The organism is Vibrio profundi (assembly GCF_043642225.1).
Taxonomy (GTDB): domain Bacteria; phylum Pseudomonadota; class Gammaproteobacteria; order Enterobacterales; family Vibrionaceae; genus Vibrio; species Vibrio profundi_A.
Map to the genome: position 1 here is coordinate 187,401 of NZ_JBHZSF010000006.1, position 17,174 is coordinate 204,574.

The following is a 17,174-nucleotide window of genomic DNA, read 5'->3' on the forward strand; positions in this document are numbered from 1 at the left end:
TGTCATGATCGTGCTCATCGTGGTCGTGATGTTCATGCTTGTCATGATCGTGCTCATGCTTGTCATGATCGTGTTCATCATGGTCGTGATGCTCATGCTTGTCATGATCGTGTTCATCATGGTCGTGATGCTCATGTTTGTCATGATCGTGTTCATCGTGGTCGTGATGTTCATGTTCATCTTTTTGACCAGACTCAAGCGTATTGGTCACGGACTTGAAGGTGAGTTGACACTGTGCACTGCTTGCAAACTGGAAGATTTCACTCGGCTGGTTAAGTAGAGCGGTCGCTTGCTTGATCGCGTCTTGCTCCTGCTTATTTGTCGGAGCGTGTTCAAAACCAACGATATCAGCGCCTGGAGCGGTGATTTCAAGCAATAATTCCGCACCATCTTGGGCGATGTTTACTTCTACGTGGCCATGAACATGCGCATCGTGAGAACGGTATGAATCTTCAGCCATAGAAGGAGCTGAAAGGGCGAAACCAACCAGTAAAGCAATTGAAGTGTGTTTCATTTATGTATTCCTAAATATGTAATTAATGAGTATAGATTCTTAATTGACATAGTTAGGTGGAGAACGAGCCAAAAAGGCAAAATAGAGCCGTTCAGTATCTCTGATCTCAAGCCTTTCTAATATATAGAGAAATGTATTTTGCAAAGGCAAAATAGCAGGAGAATGTGATAGACCTTGTTTGGACAGTGAGTAAAGCTCACATTGGTGATGTAGATGATGATCGGGGTCGATATCAAGTGAATGTGAAACCACGGCAAAATTCAGCATCAGTATAAAAACTAATGCCGTACAAGACAGGATTTTTATCTTAGTTGAAGAATAATGCCACATTACCAATTGGTCTTAGAGATATAAAAAACGGATATTGTTATAATATAACAATATCCGTTAGCAATATCTTCTAAAATTCGTAATAACTTATTAGATGTTTGCAGCAATCAGCTTAATGACTGTGTTCACTTCATCTTCAGAAAGCGCGCCTTCTTTAACGAAAAGTACCGTGCCTTGTTTGTCTTGAACAATAATGGCAGAGCTTTCTTCTTGAAGTTCCCAAGCTTGTGCTACTTTGCCATCTTCATCAACAACCATTGAAGACCAAGGGAACTCTTGCTTACTGCTTTCTGCAGAGGATTTAACGAAAGAGCCGGTTCCCCAAATCGCATCGTCTTGGTTGATCACAGTTGTCGTTTGATAATTGGCTTCGTCAAACTTAGATGCAGTGATAGCTGCCATTAAGGGGGCGTTTAATTCTTTTGAGCTGCTACGACCAGCGATGGCTTGGATTACTCGCACTTTACCCAAAAGCTGCTTGGTTTCCCAAGCTTGATAGTTGGTTTCTTTGTTTTGTAGTGTAATCTCCCCATGACTGCTAACTGCAACGGCAGGGACGGGTTGCCCAACTGTCAAATTATGCGCGTTTGCAAGCAATGGAGTTGTAGCGAGTAGGAGAGCGATAAGGTTCTTTTTTTTCATTATTTTAACTTCCGTTTGTTGATTTGCTAACGAAGTATAATACGGATTAAATAAAATACAGAATTGTTAGTTTAACGTACGGCGTAGAAATATGTTGCAGTCTTGTTTCTGGAAAGTATAATGTATTGCATTCGCTAATACAGTGTTGAATTGTATTGGTTTAGCCATAGGACTTGGCTAATAGAGCAAGCAAAATTGAATAAGTTAGTGCTTAATGCTGTTGTACCCCAAATGGATATTGAGGTTTGTATATGCTACGTGAATTTTCTACCTACCGACCACGCCAAGTTGCGCGTTTCGTAAAAATCCTTTTCAAAGGTCAGTTTTCTATTGCCGGCGTTGGCCAGTTCCAATTCGATCAAGGCAAAGTGCTTCTTCCTGAAGTTGCGAATAAACAAAAACTTTCAATTTTTAAAGAAGTGAACGGCACTATCGCCGCTCTACCTCTGTAATATTCAAATCAGTTTGCTTTCCTAGTTTTCAGGAGGGAAGCAAACACCTGTACCGCCAAGCCCACAGTAACCGTTAGGGTTCTTTGCAAGATATTGCTGGTGGTAAGTCTCGGCAAAATAATATTTTCCAGCGGGTAACACTTCGGTTGTGAGCTCTTGTGCTAAAGAGTCGGTAATCGCTTGCTGGTATTCCTGCTTGGATGCGAGTGCTTGACCTAATTGTTCTTCACTGAAGGTATAAATAGCTGAACGATATTGGGTACCCAAGTCATTTCCTTGTCTCATGCCCTGAGTCGGGTCATGACGCTCCCAGAAGGTTTCTAGTAGCTTCTTAAAGGGTAAGGTTTGTGGATCAAACACAACTCGAACCACTTCGGTGTGACCGGTTTGGCCAGTACAAACATCTTCATAGCTAGGGTTGACGGTGAAGCCTCCCGAATAACCGACGGAAGTGGATAGTACGCCATCAAGTTGCCAGAACAGTCGTTCCGCACCCCAAAAGCAGCCCATACCAAATAGGACTTCTTGTTGCCCTGCAGCTAGCGGTGAATTGAGGTCAGATTGATTGACGAAGTGAGTGTCAGTGATTTCAATTTTATTGGGGCGATGTGGTAAGGCGGTATCTGCGGTTACCATTTGCTGTTTGTTGAGCATTTTACAATTCCTCTATCACATACCTGACTTACTCGATTGATGTTCGAGTAAGTTCACTAAGTTGTTAAATGAGACCTTTCTAATGCCTTATTTCTTACAGACTTAGGATCTTTTTAGCGGTATTATTTCTTGTAATTCTTAACGTATTGATAACTTACTCGCCCAATTAAGCATGATCAGAAAAACATTGCCAGTGCTGATTAGCACTTTACTCGCGACGAACGTTGCTTTAGCGGATGTGTCATTAGAGCTGGAAGGCTTAAGTGGAGCATTACAAGACAATGTTGATGCATACATGCTAGGTGTTCCTGAAGAGGAATACTCGACCTCACTTCGTTTCCAAGCTCGAATGGAGAAGCTGATCTTAGAAGCCTTGAATGCGCTCGGTTATTACCATCCAACCGTGTCTTTTTATCCGTCAGACGATGAAACAGAGCTGAAAATAGTGGTGGAGCAAGGAGAACCTGTGCGTATTTATCAGTCGGATATTCAGCTTTCCGGCGAAGCGAAAAATGACCCTGACTTTTTAGCTTTGATCGACAAGGCTCAATTGGAAACGGGAGTTATCCTCAATCACAATCGTTACGATTCTCTCAAGTCATCATTGCGAAATTTGGCGCTTAGCAAAGGCTACTTTGATGGCGCATACGAAGTGAACCGCTTGGAAGTGGTGCCTGAATTAAATAGAGCGTATGTGAGATTGCACTACAACAGTGGCATGCGTTATCACTTTGGCAAAACGGATATTAACGGCAGCCAGATTGAAACGGCGAAAGTTGAGTCGTTACGTCCTTACGAATTTAACCAACCTTATGAAGTCGCCAAGGTCGGGGAATACAATCAAAATCTATCAAATACCGATTGGTTTTCATCGGTCTTTGTCGAGCCTGATTTGGAACATCTAGGGAAGGGCCGTGAAATCCCAATGAAAGTATCATTGGCACCGCAAGCGAAAAACCAAATTGAAACGGGTATTGGTTTCTCCACGGATGTGGGGGTAAAAGGCACACTCAAATGGAAGAAGCCATGGGTGAACGAGCAAGGGCACAGTTTTAAGAGCAGCTTATCGATTTCGAAGCCAGAACAAACTATTACTGCATCGTACAAAATCCCTTTAGAAGATGTTCTTAACGATTATTATCAAGTGCAATATGGAATGAAGAATGTTGATAACCGAGATACGAAAAGTTTGGAATCCAACCTTTCGCTTGAAAGGCACTGGCGTTTAGACAGCGGTTGGCATCGAACTGCGTTTGTTCGTTACCTGATTGAAAACTATGAACAAGGTATTCAAGACGATGTTGGTCAGTTTGTTCTTCCTGGTCTCTCTTTTTCTCGTAGTCGCACTAAAGGTGGAGCAATGCCTACTTGGGGTGACAAACAAAGCATTATGGTCGAAGCGGGTGACGATAGCTTATTGTCGGAAACTAAGGTTGTACGAGTGATTGGCCGAACATCTTGGATTCGAAGCTTAGGTGAAAACCACCGTGGTTTAACCCGTTTAGAAGTAGGTGCCAACATCGCGGATGATTTTGACGCGCTATCGCCGTCTTTAAGATTCTTTGCTGGTGGTGACAATAATCTGCGTGGTTACGGGTATGAATCCATCTCTCCTGAGGATGAATCAGGGGCGCTATCGGGTGCGAAGTTTATTGCAACCAGTACCGTTGAATATCAATATCGAGTTGTAGGAAATTGGTGGGCGGCAGCGTTCATGGACGTTGGTGATGCCTTTAATGAGACTCCAGAATGGAAGCGCGGTACAGGTGTAGGTGTTCGCTGGGCTTCGCCGGTAGGGCCAATAAAACTCGATTTTGCTTGGGGGCTGGATGCCAACAAAGGAGACGAGTTTCAAGTGCACTTCACTTTAGGGCCTGAACTATGATTAAAGTGGTTTTAAAATGGACGAAGTGGCTGTCTATTTCTTTGCTGCTGTTGTTGCTTCTGATCAGTGTCGCGATTGCCAGTGTTTTGTTCACAAATCCAGGACTTAACCTAGTTCTATGGGGCGCTGAAAAAGCCCTGCCTCAGCTTAAGGTTGAAAGCAGTGATGGCGCAATCTTTCCTAAATTTAGTTTACATGGCGTCCAGTTTCATGATGACAATCTTCAAATCGATACGCGCGTCGAGAGTCTTACGTTAGCCGTTAACGCAAGGTGTTTTGCCGATCCAATGATTTGTGTCGAAGAAGTCGGGATCCATGGGCTTGAATTCGCAATGCCAGAGCTGCCTCCTTCCGATCCGAATGCTCCAAAAGAGGACACTCCCGCCGCGACTTCTATTGCGACACCATTACCCATTTCGATTAGGAAACTGTCTCTATCAGATATCAAGCTAGATGTGTTAGGGAATAAAGTGGATTGGTCATTGTTGAGTACTGCGCTCAACATGAACGGTGATCGACTGAAGATCGCGCCGACTGTCTTTAATGATCTCAATGTCGAGCTTGCAAAAACAGAGGCGAAAACGGAACCTGAGAATGCACCTCAACAGCCTAATGAAGAAAAAACGGCGATTGTGCTACCAGAGGTGTGGATCCCGCTGAGTATCGATTGGCGTCGTTTTGATCTTAATAACTTTACCCTGAAGCAAGACACGCCAATTGTGGTGAATCATTTAGGCTTAGAAGTTAATGCGAATGGCCATCATGTTAATGTGAAAACGTTAGAGCTTGATGTCCCTCAGGCTAACGCTGAACTCTCAACTAGTGTGGAGCTAAAAGGCGGTTATCCGCTAACTCTTTCACTGAGTGCACTCGTCAAAGAAACCGAACTTGCAGGTCAAAAGTTATCTCTTTCCGCTGATGGTAGTGTCGCCGACTTACGTTTTGACTCCGAGTTTTCCGGCGTAATTGAAGCGGCGTTAGCTGGCTCGATTAAGCCATTAGACCCCACATTGCCTTTTGACTTATCGTTAAGTGATGGTGTCGCTCAGTGGCCGTTGACAGGGAAAAGTGACTATCAAGTGGATATCGCTCACCTAAATACGAATGGCTCATTAGACGGTTACCTGCTTGATTTAGAAACCAAAGTAGTCGGTAAAACCATTCCTCCGTTATTAATCGATTTGAATGGTCACGGGACTTTAGAGCAAATCGACTTGGATGCCATAAAAGTGGTGACTTTGGGCGGAGAAGTAGCTGGTAAAGTGATGGCGAATTGGAAAGCGCCGATTAACTGGCAAGCGGAATTAGCATTAAAAGATATACAGCCGGGGCTGCAATGGCCAGAAGCTGAAGGAAACATCAGTGGTGAGCTAAAAACGTCGGGAGAGCTAACCAAAGCTGGTGGCTGGAAAGTGAATTTACCCACGCTCGATATTGACGGCATTTTACGTGAATACCCACTTAACATTGAAGGTCAGTTAACCGCATCTGATGTGGAAGCTGATGGGAATGTTCGAGTGAATACCGAAGGCTTAGCTTTATCTCATGGCCCGAACTCTTTGCGTGCTAAAGGGTTGCTTGATAAAGAGTGGCAGATGGATGTGTCAGTTAACTTTCCTGATTTGGCCAAAAGTGTACCAGAGTTGGAAGGCTCGGTATTGGGAGACATTCATTTAAAAGGCGCGATGTTAGAGCCGGATATTCAGCTTTCTCTCAATGTCGATAACGTAAACTGGAATGATGAAGCCACCGTTAAGAATATTGCGTTGCAAGGTGAAGTCAGCCCATTGCCACATCCTAAAGCGGATGTGACTTTGTCGGTTACACAAGCCTCATATCAAAATAATCAGATTGATAGCGTAATGCTGAAAGTGGCTGGTGGAGAAAAAGAACACCGACTTACCCTTGATGTGCTCTCTGATATTGTCTCAACGAGCTTGGCCATTTCAGGAAGCTTAAGCCAATCTCCGACAATGATTTGGGATGGTAAGTTAGAGCGAGTTAAGGTGACGTCTGAACAAGGTCCATGGCAGTTACAGGCTCCGGCAGACATTAAAGTAGATGTGGATAAGCAAACCGCGAATGTCCAAGCTCACTGTTGGTTACAGGCTGATTCGAGTGTGTGTTTAACAGAAGATATTCTGGCTGGGAAATCCGGTGAAGCCAAGTTAGCGATTAGCCAGTTCAACTTCGATCAAGTTAAGCAATACATTCCAGAAGCGACGCAATTACAAGGCAATGTCGATGCGACCGCTTATGCGAAATGGCAAGAAGATGCTCCTCCGGAGGTGAAACTCGAAGTTTCGCTACTGAAAGGTAACGTGGTGCAAAAACTGGAAAACCCTTTGCAGATTGGTTGGGAAAGCGCGTCGCTTAACGCCCACGTGATCAACAATCAGTTGAAAGCTGATTGGCTCATTGATGTGACTGAGAATGGTGATCTATCGGGTAAAGTGACCTTGCCAGACTTGCTAGCTGCAGATAAGGAGATTGATGCAAAAGTGTCGTTGACGACATTTAACTTAGATTTCCTTAAGCCGATTGTGGGTGATTACAGCTTGTTAGAAGCGCTGCTGCAAACGGATTTACAAGTAAAAGGCCCCATGAAGCATCCACAAGTCTTTGGTCAGTTCACCATCGATAAGATGAAACTAAAAGGCGACGTTACTCCGATTGATGTTGAAGAGGGCAAGGTTGAACTGAATTTCACAGGCTACAGTGCCAACTTAAATGCTGGGATTCACACACCGGATGGCGAACTTACAGTGGAAGGGGATGGTGATTGGCAAGATCTAAAACATTGGCGCTCAAAAGTGCGTGTCTTTGCTGAAGAGCTTAAAGTGGATCTGCCTCCTATGGTTAAGATCAAACTTAAGCCTGATATGACCATCAAAGTAACGCCTAAGCTGGCCAAAATTGATGGCAACATTGCCTTGCCGTGGGGGCGAATTGTTGTAGAAGAGTTACCTCCTAGTGCTGTCGCGGTGTCCAAAGACCAAGTGTTATTAGACGCTAACTTGGAGCCAATTGACGGGGCGAATCAAATTCCGTTTGATGTTGAAACCAATATCAATATTTCAATTGGTGATGACTTCCTGTTGTCCGCATTTGGTTTAGAAGGGGGCTTAGTCGGCCGTCTTAATGTCTCGCAGAAAGATAAAGGGCCATTTATTACGGGTGAAGTGAATATCGAAAATGGTACGTATCGTTCATTTGGGCAAGACTTGCTGATTAACGAAGGCAAAATCTTAATGAATGGGCCAGCTGATCAGCCTTATGTTGCTATTAGCGCGATAAGAAACCCAGATAATACTCAAGATGATGTCACAGCTGGGGTTAGGGTGACTGGGCCTGCATCTGAACCGGCCATCGAGATTTATTCTGATCCGGCAATGCCGCAAGCCAATGCCTTGTCCTACTTATTACGTGGGCAAGATATTGATGGTGAGTCTGGTGGTAACTCAATGACTACCACGTTAATTGGCTTAAGTTTGGCGAAAAGTGGTGAAGTGGTTGGAGAAATTGGAGAAGCCTTTGGCGTGCAAGATCTTCAGTTGGATACCGCTGGTTCTGGTGATGATTCTCAAGTGACTGTGAGTGGCTATGTATTACCTGGGTTACAGGTGAAATATGGTGTGGGGATCTTTACGTCGTTAGGTGAATTCACGGTTCGTTATCGATTGATGCAAGATCTTTATATGGAAGCGGTTTCTGGGGTAGACAGTGCGGTCGATCTTCTTTATCAATTTGAGTTTAACTAAATGAGAAATAATGAGGGGTTAGCTATGCAGCATTTGGTATTTGTCTATGGGACGTTACGAAAAGGTGAGTCTAACCATCATTATTTAGTAAACGCTAAGCGACTAGGGGATTTTTTAACGCCACCTCAGTATGCTTTGTATGACCTTGGTGCGTACCCTGCTGTCATTGAAGGAAAGAAAAGTGTTCTAGGTGAGGTCTATTTAATCGATGACTCCATATTGAGTCGGCTTGATGAATTAGAAGATGTGCCAGTGGAGTATCGCAGAGAAACGCTAGAAACACCATTTGGTTGTGCTTGGATCTATTTATATCAAAACACGTATAGTTTAAGTGATGAGATTACGACAGGCGACTGGTGTAAAAGAGCTTAAATTATATTGGTAGTGATATTCGCTTAAGTGAGTCAGTCAGCTGAATATGAGTCGTAGAGTAGTCATTATTTCAAGTGGAGGAAATTATGAGATATCTTGGGTTACTTGTATCGCTATTACTGATTGGCTGTGTTCAAACGTCACTGCCAGTGGCTTCTACGGAGGAAGCGTGGCAAGCCTTTGGTACTGAGCGTGCGCTCAACGGAAGTATTAAATTATCAGAAGCATCGCTCGTCAAAATGTCCAATGGCTCTATTCTAGACGAAAAGCTTTATGCCGCTTACTCACAAGGTTATGAAGTGGGGAGAGCTGAGTATTGCACTCAAAATGCCTATATTTTGGGTGTCAAAGGTAAGCAGTATTTGGGTATTTGCGACCAAATTAGTATTTGGTTCAGAGACGATTATAACGCTGGACGGCATTCAATGGCGGGTGGGATTTTCTGAATATAGAGAGCCAACATCGTTGGCTCTTTTTTTTTGTTAGGCATTTATTTTTTAGCTCTTTCGAAGGATGTGAGGATCTCTTTTCTAGCCGCATCGACATCATCCCATCCATCTACTTTCACCCACTTTCCAGCTTCGAGTTCTTTGTATCTTTCAAAAAACTGTGTGATTTGAGCTTTTAAGAGAGCGGAAATGTCATCGACATTTTGTATGTGATCATACTCTTTAGAGAGTTTTGAGTGTGGAACGGCAAAGACCTTCGCATCTTCCCCTGATTCATCAGTCATCTTCAGCACCCCCACCGGTCGACAACGAATAACAGAGCCTGGCATTAACGGGTAGGGAGTCGGTACTAGAACATCGACCGGATCTCCATCTAGAGATAGCGTGTCATTAACGTAACCATAGTTACACGGATAAAACATAGGGGCTGACATAAAACGATCAACGAAAACTGCGCCGGAGTCTTTATCGACTTCGTATTTGATCGGATCTGCATTGGCGGGGATCTCGATGACAACGTATAGATCATCGGGTAGAGAGAGCCCAGCTGGAACGTTGTTTAAACTCATTCGTATCTCCTTAGATTGGATTCAATGATTCATTCCACGATTAGTATTCAATATAACTATCAGCATCATGTGGCAATTTGTCTATATTTAAGAAAGAACCAATAGACAAGGATCAGCGATAAAATGAAATGGATCTTACTATTGAGCTGTATGCTTGTAGTTTCATGTGGGAGGCAAGATCAAAAAACAGTAAGAATTGCGATCAATCCTTGGCCTGGCTATGAGTTTTTATATCTAGCCGATCAGAAAGGGATTTTTGAAGAGGTTGGGCTTGATATTGAATTGGTTGAGTTAGCCTCACTTGCCGACGTTCAACGGACGTATCTTCAAGGGCGCGTTGATGGTATGGCAAGTACCATGATCGAGGTCGTCCACGCCGTTGGAGAGTCTCCTGAGCCTCTAACGCTCGTGTTGCTACCGGATTACTCAAATGGTGGCGATGTTATTGTGACCAGAAAAGATCTGGGCAGTTTGACTGAACTAAAGGGGAAAACCGTCTCAGCAGAGTTAGGATCTTTAGGGATGTTTATGCTCCATTTAGGGTTGCAGAAAGTGGATCTTGGCTTGGAGGATGTCAAGCTTGATAACTCTGAGCAGCTGGAAATCCAGGGTTTACTCTCGAGTAATAGAATTGATGCAGCAGTCACTTACCCTCCATTCTCAACGCAAATTCTGAGAGACCCTAATTACCATGTATTGTTTGATAGCTCTGAAGTGCCTCAACAAGTGATCGACGTGGTGTCAATCAAATCGTCAGTCATTGAACAAGATCCAGAGTGGGTGACTCGGTTCCACCAAGCGTGGGGGAAAGCGTTAGCATTTTCTCGTAACCATTCTGAAGAAGCCTATGCGATCATGGCGGAGCGAGAAGGGATCACTGTTGAAGAGTTTGAGCAAGCTTTGCTAGGACTGCAGCTTGTTGGTGAAAATATGCAGACTTCGGTTCTTTCGGATCGTTCCCTCATTAACAATGCCAAAGAGGTCTGCTCGGTACTTTCCGAAAATCGATCAATAAGCTTTGAATGTGGAGCGATTGAAGACAAAGTGAGGGTGCCTACACGATGAACTTCCCTCAAAAAAGAATCGCTCGGAAACTGGTGACTCCTTTAGTCGGGAGCTTATTACTACTGTGCGCCATTATCGCGGCGATTATGTTATTTAGCTATGAGATGGTGCTGAAACAGCAGCTAAGAGGGCGGGCGTTAGAATTAGCGGAGTCCTATGTCATTGCGGCTGAAACCAAAGTGACTAGCGCTAATCTGATTCGGGTGACTAATTCTACGGGGAGCTTTCAAGACGTTAAGTTTGTGGCGCTATTGAAAGATCAAGAAGCGATTATACTTGCGTCTAACCGTAATCGATTTACCAATCGAGCGATTGATAACATCTTAGAGCCTGACGTAAAAGACGCATTGTTTAACGCTTTAGTCGAAGGCAAAAGTGGTCAGTTTTCTAAGGCTGGAGAGTATTATCGATTCATTTATAAATTCTCGCTCTTCTTTGACCCCAATATCCCTCCTCAGCCGCTAACTATGGTGTTGCTGTTAGACCCGACGACTGAACAAACTAAGCTAACTTATTTCATGACGATTCTTATGGTTGGTTTACTTATAGGCTTAACCATAGTGGGCATTGGACTTTACATTTCAGTTGCAAAGGTTGTTCTGAAACCGATTAAGCTGCTTGTGAACGCAGTGTCTCTGTCTGTACCGTTACCGCAATCCTCTCAGGAGTCACTCGACCCTAATGATGAATTTGGTCGACTCGCTTTTGCTTATGACTCTTTGATGCGTCGCCTAGCGATTGAAAATGAAACGCTTTCAGAAGAGAAAAAGAAAAGTGAAGCGGCGGTGATTGCGAAAAATGAATTTCTTGCTGTAATGACTCACGAGATCCGCACGCCACTGAACGGCATTATTGGCTGTGGTGAACTAATGAAAGCCACAGAACTCGATGAAGAACAGCAGCAGTACGTAAAGTTAATTACCCACTCTGGTGAACAGCTTCTGACCATTGTGAATGATATTTTGGACTTATCAAAAATAGAAGCCAGTAAGCTTCAACTGGAACTGAGACCCGTCAATATTATTGAGCTTCTCGAAGAAATCGTGGCGCTCTTCCAATTTAGAATCCAAGACAAAGACATTGCTTTCTCCTTCGTCAATCAAACGCAGAATCGATTGTATGTGGGTATTGATAGTACTCGCTTAAAGCAGGTCTTGATTAATCTGGTCGATAACGCCTTTAAGTTTACCGAAAGGGGGCAGGTGGAAATAGCTTTAACAGCGAAGCCGATTGATGGGCAAGGGCTGCGGTTAAAGCTAGCAGTGAAAGATACTGGGATCGGTTTGACTAAGGATCAGATTGAAAACATCTTTGATAAATTCTCTCAGGCCGATTCGAGTACAACGCGCAAATATGGTGGAACAGGGCTCGGGTTAAATATTACCTCCCAATTAATAGAGTTAATGGGCGGGAAACTACACGTTGTCTCCGATCCGGACTTAGGCTCTAAATTCTTCTTTGAGTTCGATGTGGTGACTTATAACCAAAACGCTCAGGTATTAGCTGAGCCGTTCGAAGAGCCACAAATATTTGAACGCGACTTGACCATGTTGATTGTTGATGACACTAAGGTGAATACGGTCGTGGCCAGTAAAATGTTAAAGCACGATAGGCTGGATATTGATATTGCCTTGAGCGGCATCGAAGCTATCAACAAGTGCCGTAAGCGCTTTTACGATGTGATTATCATGGACTGCTTGATGCCTTCAATGGACGGTTATGAAACGACGCGCCAGATCCGTTTGCTGCAATCATCTAGGCAGAGTTACATTTTTGCGTTAACGGCGAGTGCGCTGAAAGAAACGGAACAGAGGTGTTACGACGCTGGAATGAACTGCTTTTTGGTGAAACCCCTCACAAAAGAAGGCGTGCATGAGATCCACGATTATCTTGTGAATATAAAAAGAAGCGAGCAAGCTAATGTGATTAATCAATAGCTTGCTCGTGAATTATGTAATCAAGATGAAATGGAGTTAGTCGTCTCGATTCAGCTCAAGAAACTCTTCAACTTTCTTCACCATGTTGGTTGAACCAACAAAGAACGGTACACGTTGGTGTAGCTCGGTTGGTTTCAAATCCATAATACGATTCACACCGTCAGAGGCTACGCCACCCGCTTGCTCGACGATGTAAGCCATTGGGTTGCATTCGTAAAGTAAACGCAGTTTGCCGGTTGGGTGGCTTTCAGTACTTGGGTACAGGTAAATGCCGCCTTTGAGTAGGTTACGGTGGAAATCTGCAACTAGTGAACCGATGTAGCGAGACGTGTATGGACGATTGTCACTTGGCTCACTTTCCTGACAGTACTTAATGTACTTCTTAACACCAGTTGGGAATCGGATGTAGTTCCCTTCGTTGATCGAGTAAATCTTACCGTCTTGAGGGATCATCATGTTTTCATGCGATAAGCAGAACGTACCCAGAGATGGATCGTATGTGAAACCATTTACCCCTTTACCTGTGGTGTAAACCAACATGGTAGAAGAACCGTAAATCACATAGCCCGCAGCCACTTGCTTATTGCCTGGCTGTAAGAAATCTTCTTCTGTTGGAGGTGTACCAATCGGAGAGACTCGACGGTAGATAGAGAAAATAGTACCAACAGAAACGTTCACATCAATGTTTGAAGAACCATCAAGAGGATCCATAAGTACTACGTACTTAGCGTTCTTGTTCAGTTCTTTATTGAATGCTACAGCTTCATCTTCTTCTTCACTCGCCACGCCACAAACTTGATCGCGTGCTTCGAGTGCCGCTTTAAACTTTTCGTTAGCGTATAGGTCTAGCTTTTGCTGTTCTTCACCCTGAATATTGTCGACGCCACTTGCGCCAGTGATATCAGCAAGGCCAGCTTTGTTGATCTCACGGTTAACAATTTTTGCAGCAAGACGAATTGATGACAATAGGGATGATAGATCACCGCTTGCGTGGGGGAAGTCACTTTGTTTTTCAACAATGAACTCGCCAAGGGTGCGCATCTCAGACATGTTATTTCCTTAAACTTCTCTGAATAATTAGGGGATTTGGGTACCGAAGGGATTCAGCCTCTTAGTGGGCGTTATTCATCAAGGCACCTAAATAAAGTGTAAGGGTTAGATCTTTTTAATGGTAATGAACTAAGCGACATAGATCTCACTTAGCTTGTCGACTGAATTTGTTTTGCATTGCTGCTCGCTTTTAATCGCGGATTCATGGTAAGAATTGCAATAGTTTGATTTAGCGTTTATTTGGAAGCGATTTATGCATATTCACATCTTAGGGATTTGTGGCACTTTTATGGGCGGAGCGGCGGTTCTGGCTCGCCAATTAGGCCATAAAGTGACGGGCAGTGACGCCAATGTTTACCCTCCAATGAGTACCCTTTTGGAATCTCAAGGCATCGAAATTATCGAAGGTTTTGACCCTTCTCAATTAGAGCCAAAGCCAGACCTGGTGGTCATTGGTAACGCCATGAGCCGTGGTAATCCGTGTGTCGAATATGTGCTAGATAACAACTTAAAATACACATCTGGCCCACAATGGCTGCAAGAGTTCTTGCTGCATGACCGTTGGGTATTAGCGGTGTCAGGGACGCACGGAAAAACGACGACGTCGAGCATGCTGGCGTGGATACTTGAAGACTGCGGTTATGCCCCGGGTTTCCTCGTTGGTGGGGTGTTGGGGAACTTTGGTATTTCAGCGCGCCTTGGCGAAAGTATGTTTTTTGTCGTGGAAGCTGATGAATATGACAGTGCTTTTTTCGACAAGCGTTCTAAGTTTGTTCATTATCACCCAAGAACCTTAGTGATGAATAATCTAGAGTTTGATCATGCTGACATCTTCGATGATTTAGAGGCGATTAAGCGTCAATTTCATCATTTGGTGCGAACAGTACCAAGTAACGGACGCATCTTTTCGCCACAAAAAGATCAGGCAATAGAAGATGTTTTATCCCGAGGATGCTGGAGCGAAACCGAATTTACGGGTGAAAACGCAGCCTGGAAGGCTGAGAAACTGATTAAAGATGGCTCGAGGTTTGACGTGATCTTCCAAGGTGAAGCCGTAGGCACCGTCAATTGGGATTTAGTCGGGGACCACAATGTCGATAATGCGCTGATGGCCATCGCGGCCGCGCGTCATGTTGGCGTTACCCCAGATTTAGCTTGTGAGTCTTTGGCTAAGTTTATTAATACGAAAAGGCGCCTTGAGTTAAAAGGGGAAGTGGGGGGAGTTCAGGTTTATGATGATTTTGCCCATCACCCAACGGCGATTGAACTTACTCTGGGTGGTTTACGTAATAAAGTCGGAGAACAGAAAATTATTGCGGTTCTTGAACCTCGCTCGGCAACCATGAAGCGTGGTGTGCACAAAGAAACGTTAGCTGATTCCTTGAAGCAAGCGGACTCGACCTATTTGTACCAGCCCGCTAATATTGAATGGTCAGTGCAGGGTATTGCTGAACAATGTCATCAACCTGCCCATGTTGATAGTGATATGGATGCTTTTGTCGCTAAAATTGTCGATGAAGCGCAACCGAGCGATCAAATCCTCGTGATGAGTAATGGTGGCTTTGAAGGGATTCACCAAAAGCTGCTTGAACAATTAGCGATTAAATTTAAATAACAGAACGGGCTCTGCGCCATTCAATGATTAGATAAGATGAATAACAAAAATAAAGCGATCACTTTAGCTTTTACGGGCGCCTCAGGGGCGCCTTATGGTTTAAGGCTACTAGAGTGCCTATTAGCGGCCGACTACCACGTGTATTTACTGATTTCATCGGCAGCTCGCGTCGTAATGGCGACTGAGCACGACTTAAAGTTACCAAGTGGCCCTGAAGCGGCAAAAGCGGCGTTAGTTGAACATTTACAATGCAACCCAGACAACTTAACGGTTTGCGGAAAAGAAGATTGGTTCTCTCCAGTGGCATCAGGATCTGCGGCGCCGAAACAAATGGTGGTGTGTCCTTGTTCTGCAGGAAGTGTGGCGTCCATTACACATGGCATGTCTGACAACCTAATAGAGCGTGCGGCCGATGTCGTCATGAAAGAGCGTGGTCAATTGCTTCTCGTCGTGCGTGAGACGCCATTTTCAACTCTGCATTTGGAGAATATGCATAAGCTGTCGACGATGGGCGTCACGATTATGCCGGCGTCTCCAGGCTTTTATCATCAACCAACATCAATAGAAGATTTAGTGGACTTTATGGTCGCACGAATTTTGGATCACTTAGGAGTTGAGCAGGGCTTAGTCCCACGCTGGGGATATGACCAACGCTCATAGACAGCGATCTAGTTGGCTAATTGAGTGAAATCCCATTACAATCCAAACCACTCATCGGGGAGCTAAGCATTCACAGACTGAATGCGCGCTGAGATCAAGTCATGACTTGGGACCCGTAAACCTGAACCAGATAATGCTGGCGTAGGAATTGAGTTAGGAACCATTCACATATTTCCTCCCTCAACCCTGTGCCGCTCAGACCAAGGAGAGCGTCCAGTGAAATTCGCATTAACTACTTTAGCTTTGGCTACGGCTACTTCATTTTCAGCTGTTGCTGCTGACAATACTTTAACTGTCTACACCTACGATTCTTTTGCTGCTGATTGGGGCCCTGGCCCAACAGTCGAGAAAGCATTTGAAGAAAAGTGTGGCTGTGACGTGAATTTTGTCGCGCTTGAGGATGGAGTATCTATTTTAAACCGCCTTCGTTTAGAAGGAGGTAACAGCAAAGCTGACGTAATTTTAGGTTTGGATAACAACCTAATGGCGGAAGCGAAAAAAACCGGTTTCCTTGAAACACACAGTGTCGACACATCTTCTGTGATTTTACCTAATGGCTGGTCTGACGATACGTTCGTTCCATACGACTATGGATACTTTGCTTTTGTTTACAACAAAGAAAAGCTGGCCAATCCGCCAAAGAGTCTTAAAGAGCTTGTAGAGCAACGCGATGATCTGAAAGTCATTTATCAGGATCCTCGAACGTCTACTCCAGGCCAAGGCTTGATGCTATGGATGAAGTCGGTATACGGTGATGACGTGACGCAAGCATGGAAACAGCTAGCAGAAAAAACCGTCACGGTGACGAAAGGTTGGTCGGAAGCGTACTCCATGTTCCTAGAAGGTGAGTCGGACTTAGTACTTTCTTATACAACTTCTCCGGCGTACCACTTGATCGCTGAAAATGATGCTAAATTTTCGTCAGCCGCTTTTTCTGAAGGTCATTACACGCAAGTGGAAGTAGCAGCTAAAGTCAAAGGTTCAAAAAACGAAAAATTAGCGGATGAATTTATGAGCTTTATTCTTAGCAATGAATTCCAATCAGCGATGCCAACAGGTAACTGGATGTACCCAGTAACGAACGTAGAGCTGCCAAAAGGTTTTGAAACTTTGACGGTACCTAAACAGGCATTGAGTTTCTCTTCTGATGAAATTGCAGAAAAGCGTAAGCCATGGATTCGTGAATGGCAGAACGCGTTAACTTTCTAACTTCGCTTAG

At 44.2% G+C, this 17,174-nt stretch carries 16 protein-coding genes and 1 riboswitch; of the genes, 10 read left to right on the forward strand and 6 right to left on the reverse strand.

Features of this window, described 5'->3' with window-relative positions; all coding sequences use genetic code 11:
- The 3 genes from ACHUFI_RS11955 to ACHUFI_RS11965 all read right to left on the reverse strand — a co-directional run.
- Positions 1-514: ZrgA family zinc uptake protein (locus ACHUFI_RS11955; protein WP_394249361.1), on the reverse strand; the 514-nt coding region annotated here is incomplete at its 3' end.
- A 39-nt stretch (positions 515-553) separates the two neighbouring features.
- Positions 554-844, reverse strand: a complete 291-nt coding sequence (locus tag ACHUFI_RS11960; RefSeq protein ID WP_394249363.1) for a DUF2607 family protein — start codon at positions 842-844, stop codon at positions 554-556.
- A gap of 90 nt (positions 845-934) precedes the next feature.
- On the reverse strand, positions 935-1,486 hold the full coding sequence (locus ACHUFI_RS11965; protein ID WP_394249365.1) for a YtfJ family protein: 552 nt from the start codon (positions 1,484-1,486) through the stop codon (positions 935-937).
- A 251-nt stretch (positions 1,487-1,737) separates the two neighbouring features.
- Between ACHUFI_RS11965 and ACHUFI_RS11970 the strand changes: the two genes are divergently transcribed.
- Positions 1,738-1,938, forward strand: a complete 201-nt coding sequence (locus ACHUFI_RS11970) for a DUF1107 family protein (RefSeq protein WP_394249367.1) — start codon at positions 1,738-1,740, stop codon at positions 1,936-1,938.
- Positions 1,939-1,959: 21 nt separating this feature from the next.
- On the opposite strand, the gene msrA is transcribed toward ACHUFI_RS11970, so the two are convergent.
- Positions 1,960-2,592 carry a peptide-methionine (S)-S-oxide reductase MsrA gene (gene msrA / locus ACHUFI_RS11975; RefSeq protein ID WP_394249369.1) on the reverse strand — a complete coding sequence of 211 codons (633 nt, stop codon included), beginning with the start codon at positions 2,590-2,592 and terminating at the stop codon, positions 1,960-1,962.
- Positions 2,593-2,764: 172 nt separating this feature from the next.
- On the opposite strand from msrA, the gene tamA reads away from it, so the two are divergent.
- The 4 genes from tamA to ACHUFI_RS11995 all read left to right on the forward strand — a co-directional run bounded on the left by tamA (position 2,765) and on the right by ACHUFI_RS11995 (position 9,056).
- Positions 2,765-4,477 (forward strand): autotransporter assembly complex protein TamA, encoded by a 1,713-nt coding sequence (gene tamA / locus ACHUFI_RS11980; protein WP_394249371.1) that lies wholly within the window; start codon positions 2,765-2,767, stop codon positions 4,475-4,477.
- Positions 4,474-8,238, forward strand: a complete 3,765-nt coding sequence (gene tamB, locus ACHUFI_RS11985) for an autotransporter assembly complex protein TamB (protein ID WP_394249373.1) — start codon at positions 4,474-4,476, stop codon at positions 8,236-8,238. The genes tamA and tamB overlap by 4 nt, the downstream gene beginning before the upstream one ends.
- Positions 8,239-8,262: 24 nt before the next feature.
- On the forward strand, positions 8,263-8,610 hold the full coding sequence (locus ACHUFI_RS11990) for a gamma-glutamylcyclotransferase family protein (RefSeq protein WP_394249375.1): 348 nt from the start codon (positions 8,263-8,265) through the stop codon (positions 8,608-8,610).
- A gap of 86 nt (positions 8,611-8,696) precedes the next feature.
- Positions 8,697-9,056: a DUF2799 domain-containing protein gene (locus tag ACHUFI_RS11995; RefSeq protein WP_394249377.1), complete on the forward strand. Its 360-nt coding sequence runs from the start codon at positions 8,697-8,699 to the stop codon at positions 9,054-9,056.
- Between the two features lie 44 nt (positions 9,057-9,100).
- On the opposite strand, the gene ppa is transcribed toward ACHUFI_RS11995, so the two are convergent.
- Positions 9,101-9,628 carry an inorganic diphosphatase gene (gene ppa / locus ACHUFI_RS12000; protein ID WP_394249379.1) on the reverse strand — a complete coding sequence of 176 codons (528 nt, stop codon included), beginning with the start codon at positions 9,626-9,628 and terminating at the stop codon, positions 9,101-9,103.
- A gap of 123 nt (positions 9,629-9,751) precedes the next feature.
- On the opposite strand from ppa, the gene ACHUFI_RS12005 reads away from it, so the two are divergent.
- On the forward strand, positions 9,752-10,693 hold the full coding sequence (locus tag ACHUFI_RS12005) for an ABC transporter substrate-binding protein (RefSeq protein ID WP_394249381.1): 942 nt from the start codon (positions 9,752-9,754) through the stop codon (positions 10,691-10,693).
- Positions 10,690-12,630, forward strand: coding sequence for a HAMP domain-containing hybrid sensor histidine kinase/response regulator (locus tag ACHUFI_RS12010; protein WP_394249383.1), 1,941 nt, complete (start codon positions 10,690-10,692; stop codon positions 12,628-12,630). Before ACHUFI_RS12005 ends, ACHUFI_RS12010 begins: the two co-directional genes overlap by 4 nt.
- A 36-nt stretch (positions 12,631-12,666) precedes the next feature.
- Here ACHUFI_RS12010 and fbp read toward each other — a convergent pair whose 3' ends face one another.
- Positions 12,667-13,680, reverse strand: a complete 1,014-nt coding sequence (gene fbp, locus ACHUFI_RS12015) for a class 1 fructose-bisphosphatase (protein WP_394249385.1) — start codon at positions 13,678-13,680, stop codon at positions 12,667-12,669.
- Between the two features lie 253 nt (positions 13,681-13,933).
- Here fbp and mpl point away from each other — a divergent pair, with 253 nt between their 5' ends.
- The 3 genes from mpl (at position 13,934) to thiB (ending at position 17,164) form a co-directional block, all read left to right on the forward strand.
- Positions 13,934-15,295 (forward strand): UDP-N-acetylmuramate:L-alanyl-gamma-D-glutamyl-meso-diaminopimelate ligase, encoded by a 1,362-nt coding sequence (mpl, locus tag ACHUFI_RS12020; RefSeq protein WP_394249387.1) that lies wholly within the window; start codon positions 13,934-13,936, stop codon positions 15,293-15,295.
- 36 nt (positions 15,296-15,331) lie between these two features.
- Entirely contained in the window at positions 15,332-15,955 is a 624-nt protein-coding gene (locus ACHUFI_RS12025; protein WP_394249389.1) for a flavin prenyltransferase UbiX, read from the forward strand.
- Between the two features lie 45 nt (positions 15,956-16,000).
- A riboswitch (TPP riboswitch) is annotated at positions 16,001-16,120 on the forward strand.
- Positions 16,121-16,171: 51 nt separating this feature from the next.
- Entirely contained in the window at positions 16,172-17,164 is a 993-nt protein-coding gene (gene thiB / locus ACHUFI_RS12030) for a thiamine ABC transporter substrate binding subunit (protein WP_394249391.1), read from the forward strand.
- The last annotated feature ends 10 nt before the right edge of the window (positions 17,165-17,174 follow it).

What these genes read in the sequence shown, in the direction of transcription:
- ACHUFI_RS11960 (WP_394249363.1), bottom strand. Translation starts at nt 844, where the DNA reads ATGTGGCATTATTCTTCAACTAAGATAAAAATCCTGTCTTGTACGGCA.
- ACHUFI_RS11965 (WP_394249365.1), bottom strand. Translation starts at nt 1,486, where the DNA reads ATGAAAAAAAAGAACCTTATCGCTCTCCTACTCGCTACAACTCCATTG.
- ACHUFI_RS11970 (WP_394249367.1), top strand. Translation starts at nt 1,738, where the DNA reads ATGCTACGTGAATTTTCTACCTACCGACCACGCCAAGTTGCGCGTTTC.
- msrA (WP_394249369.1), bottom strand. Translation starts at nt 2,592, where the DNA reads ATGCTCAACAAACAGCAAATGGTAACCGCAGATACCGCCTTACCACAT.
- tamA (WP_394249371.1), top strand. Translation starts at nt 2,765, where the DNA reads ATGATCAGAAAAACATTGCCAGTGCTGATTAGCACTTTACTCGCGACG.
- tamB (WP_394249373.1), top strand. Translation starts at nt 4,474, where the DNA reads ATGATTAAAGTGGTTTTAAAATGGACGAAGTGGCTGTCTATTTCTTTG.
- ACHUFI_RS11990 (WP_394249375.1), top strand. Translation starts at nt 8,263, where the DNA reads ATGCAGCATTTGGTATTTGTCTATGGGACGTTACGAAAAGGTGAGTCT.
- ACHUFI_RS11995 (WP_394249377.1), top strand. Translation starts at nt 8,697, where the DNA reads ATGAGATATCTTGGGTTACTTGTATCGCTATTACTGATTGGCTGTGTT.
- ppa (WP_394249379.1), bottom strand. Translation starts at nt 9,628, where the DNA reads ATGAGTTTAAACAACGTTCCAGCTGGGCTCTCTCTACCCGATGATCTA.
- ACHUFI_RS12005 (WP_394249381.1), top strand. Translation starts at nt 9,752, where the DNA reads ATGAAATGGATCTTACTATTGAGCTGTATGCTTGTAGTTTCATGTGGG.
- ACHUFI_RS12010 (WP_394249383.1), top strand. Translation starts at nt 10,690, where the DNA reads ATGAACTTCCCTCAAAAAAGAATCGCTCGGAAACTGGTGACTCCTTTA.
- fbp (WP_394249385.1), bottom strand. Translation starts at nt 13,680, where the DNA reads ATGTCTGAGATGCGCACCCTTGGCGAGTTCATTGTTGAAAAACAAAGT.
- mpl (WP_394249387.1), top strand. Translation starts at nt 13,934, where the DNA reads ATGCATATTCACATCTTAGGGATTTGTGGCACTTTTATGGGCGGAGCG.
- ACHUFI_RS12025 (WP_394249389.1), top strand. Translation starts at nt 15,332, where the DNA reads ATGAATAACAAAAATAAAGCGATCACTTTAGCTTTTACGGGCGCCTCA.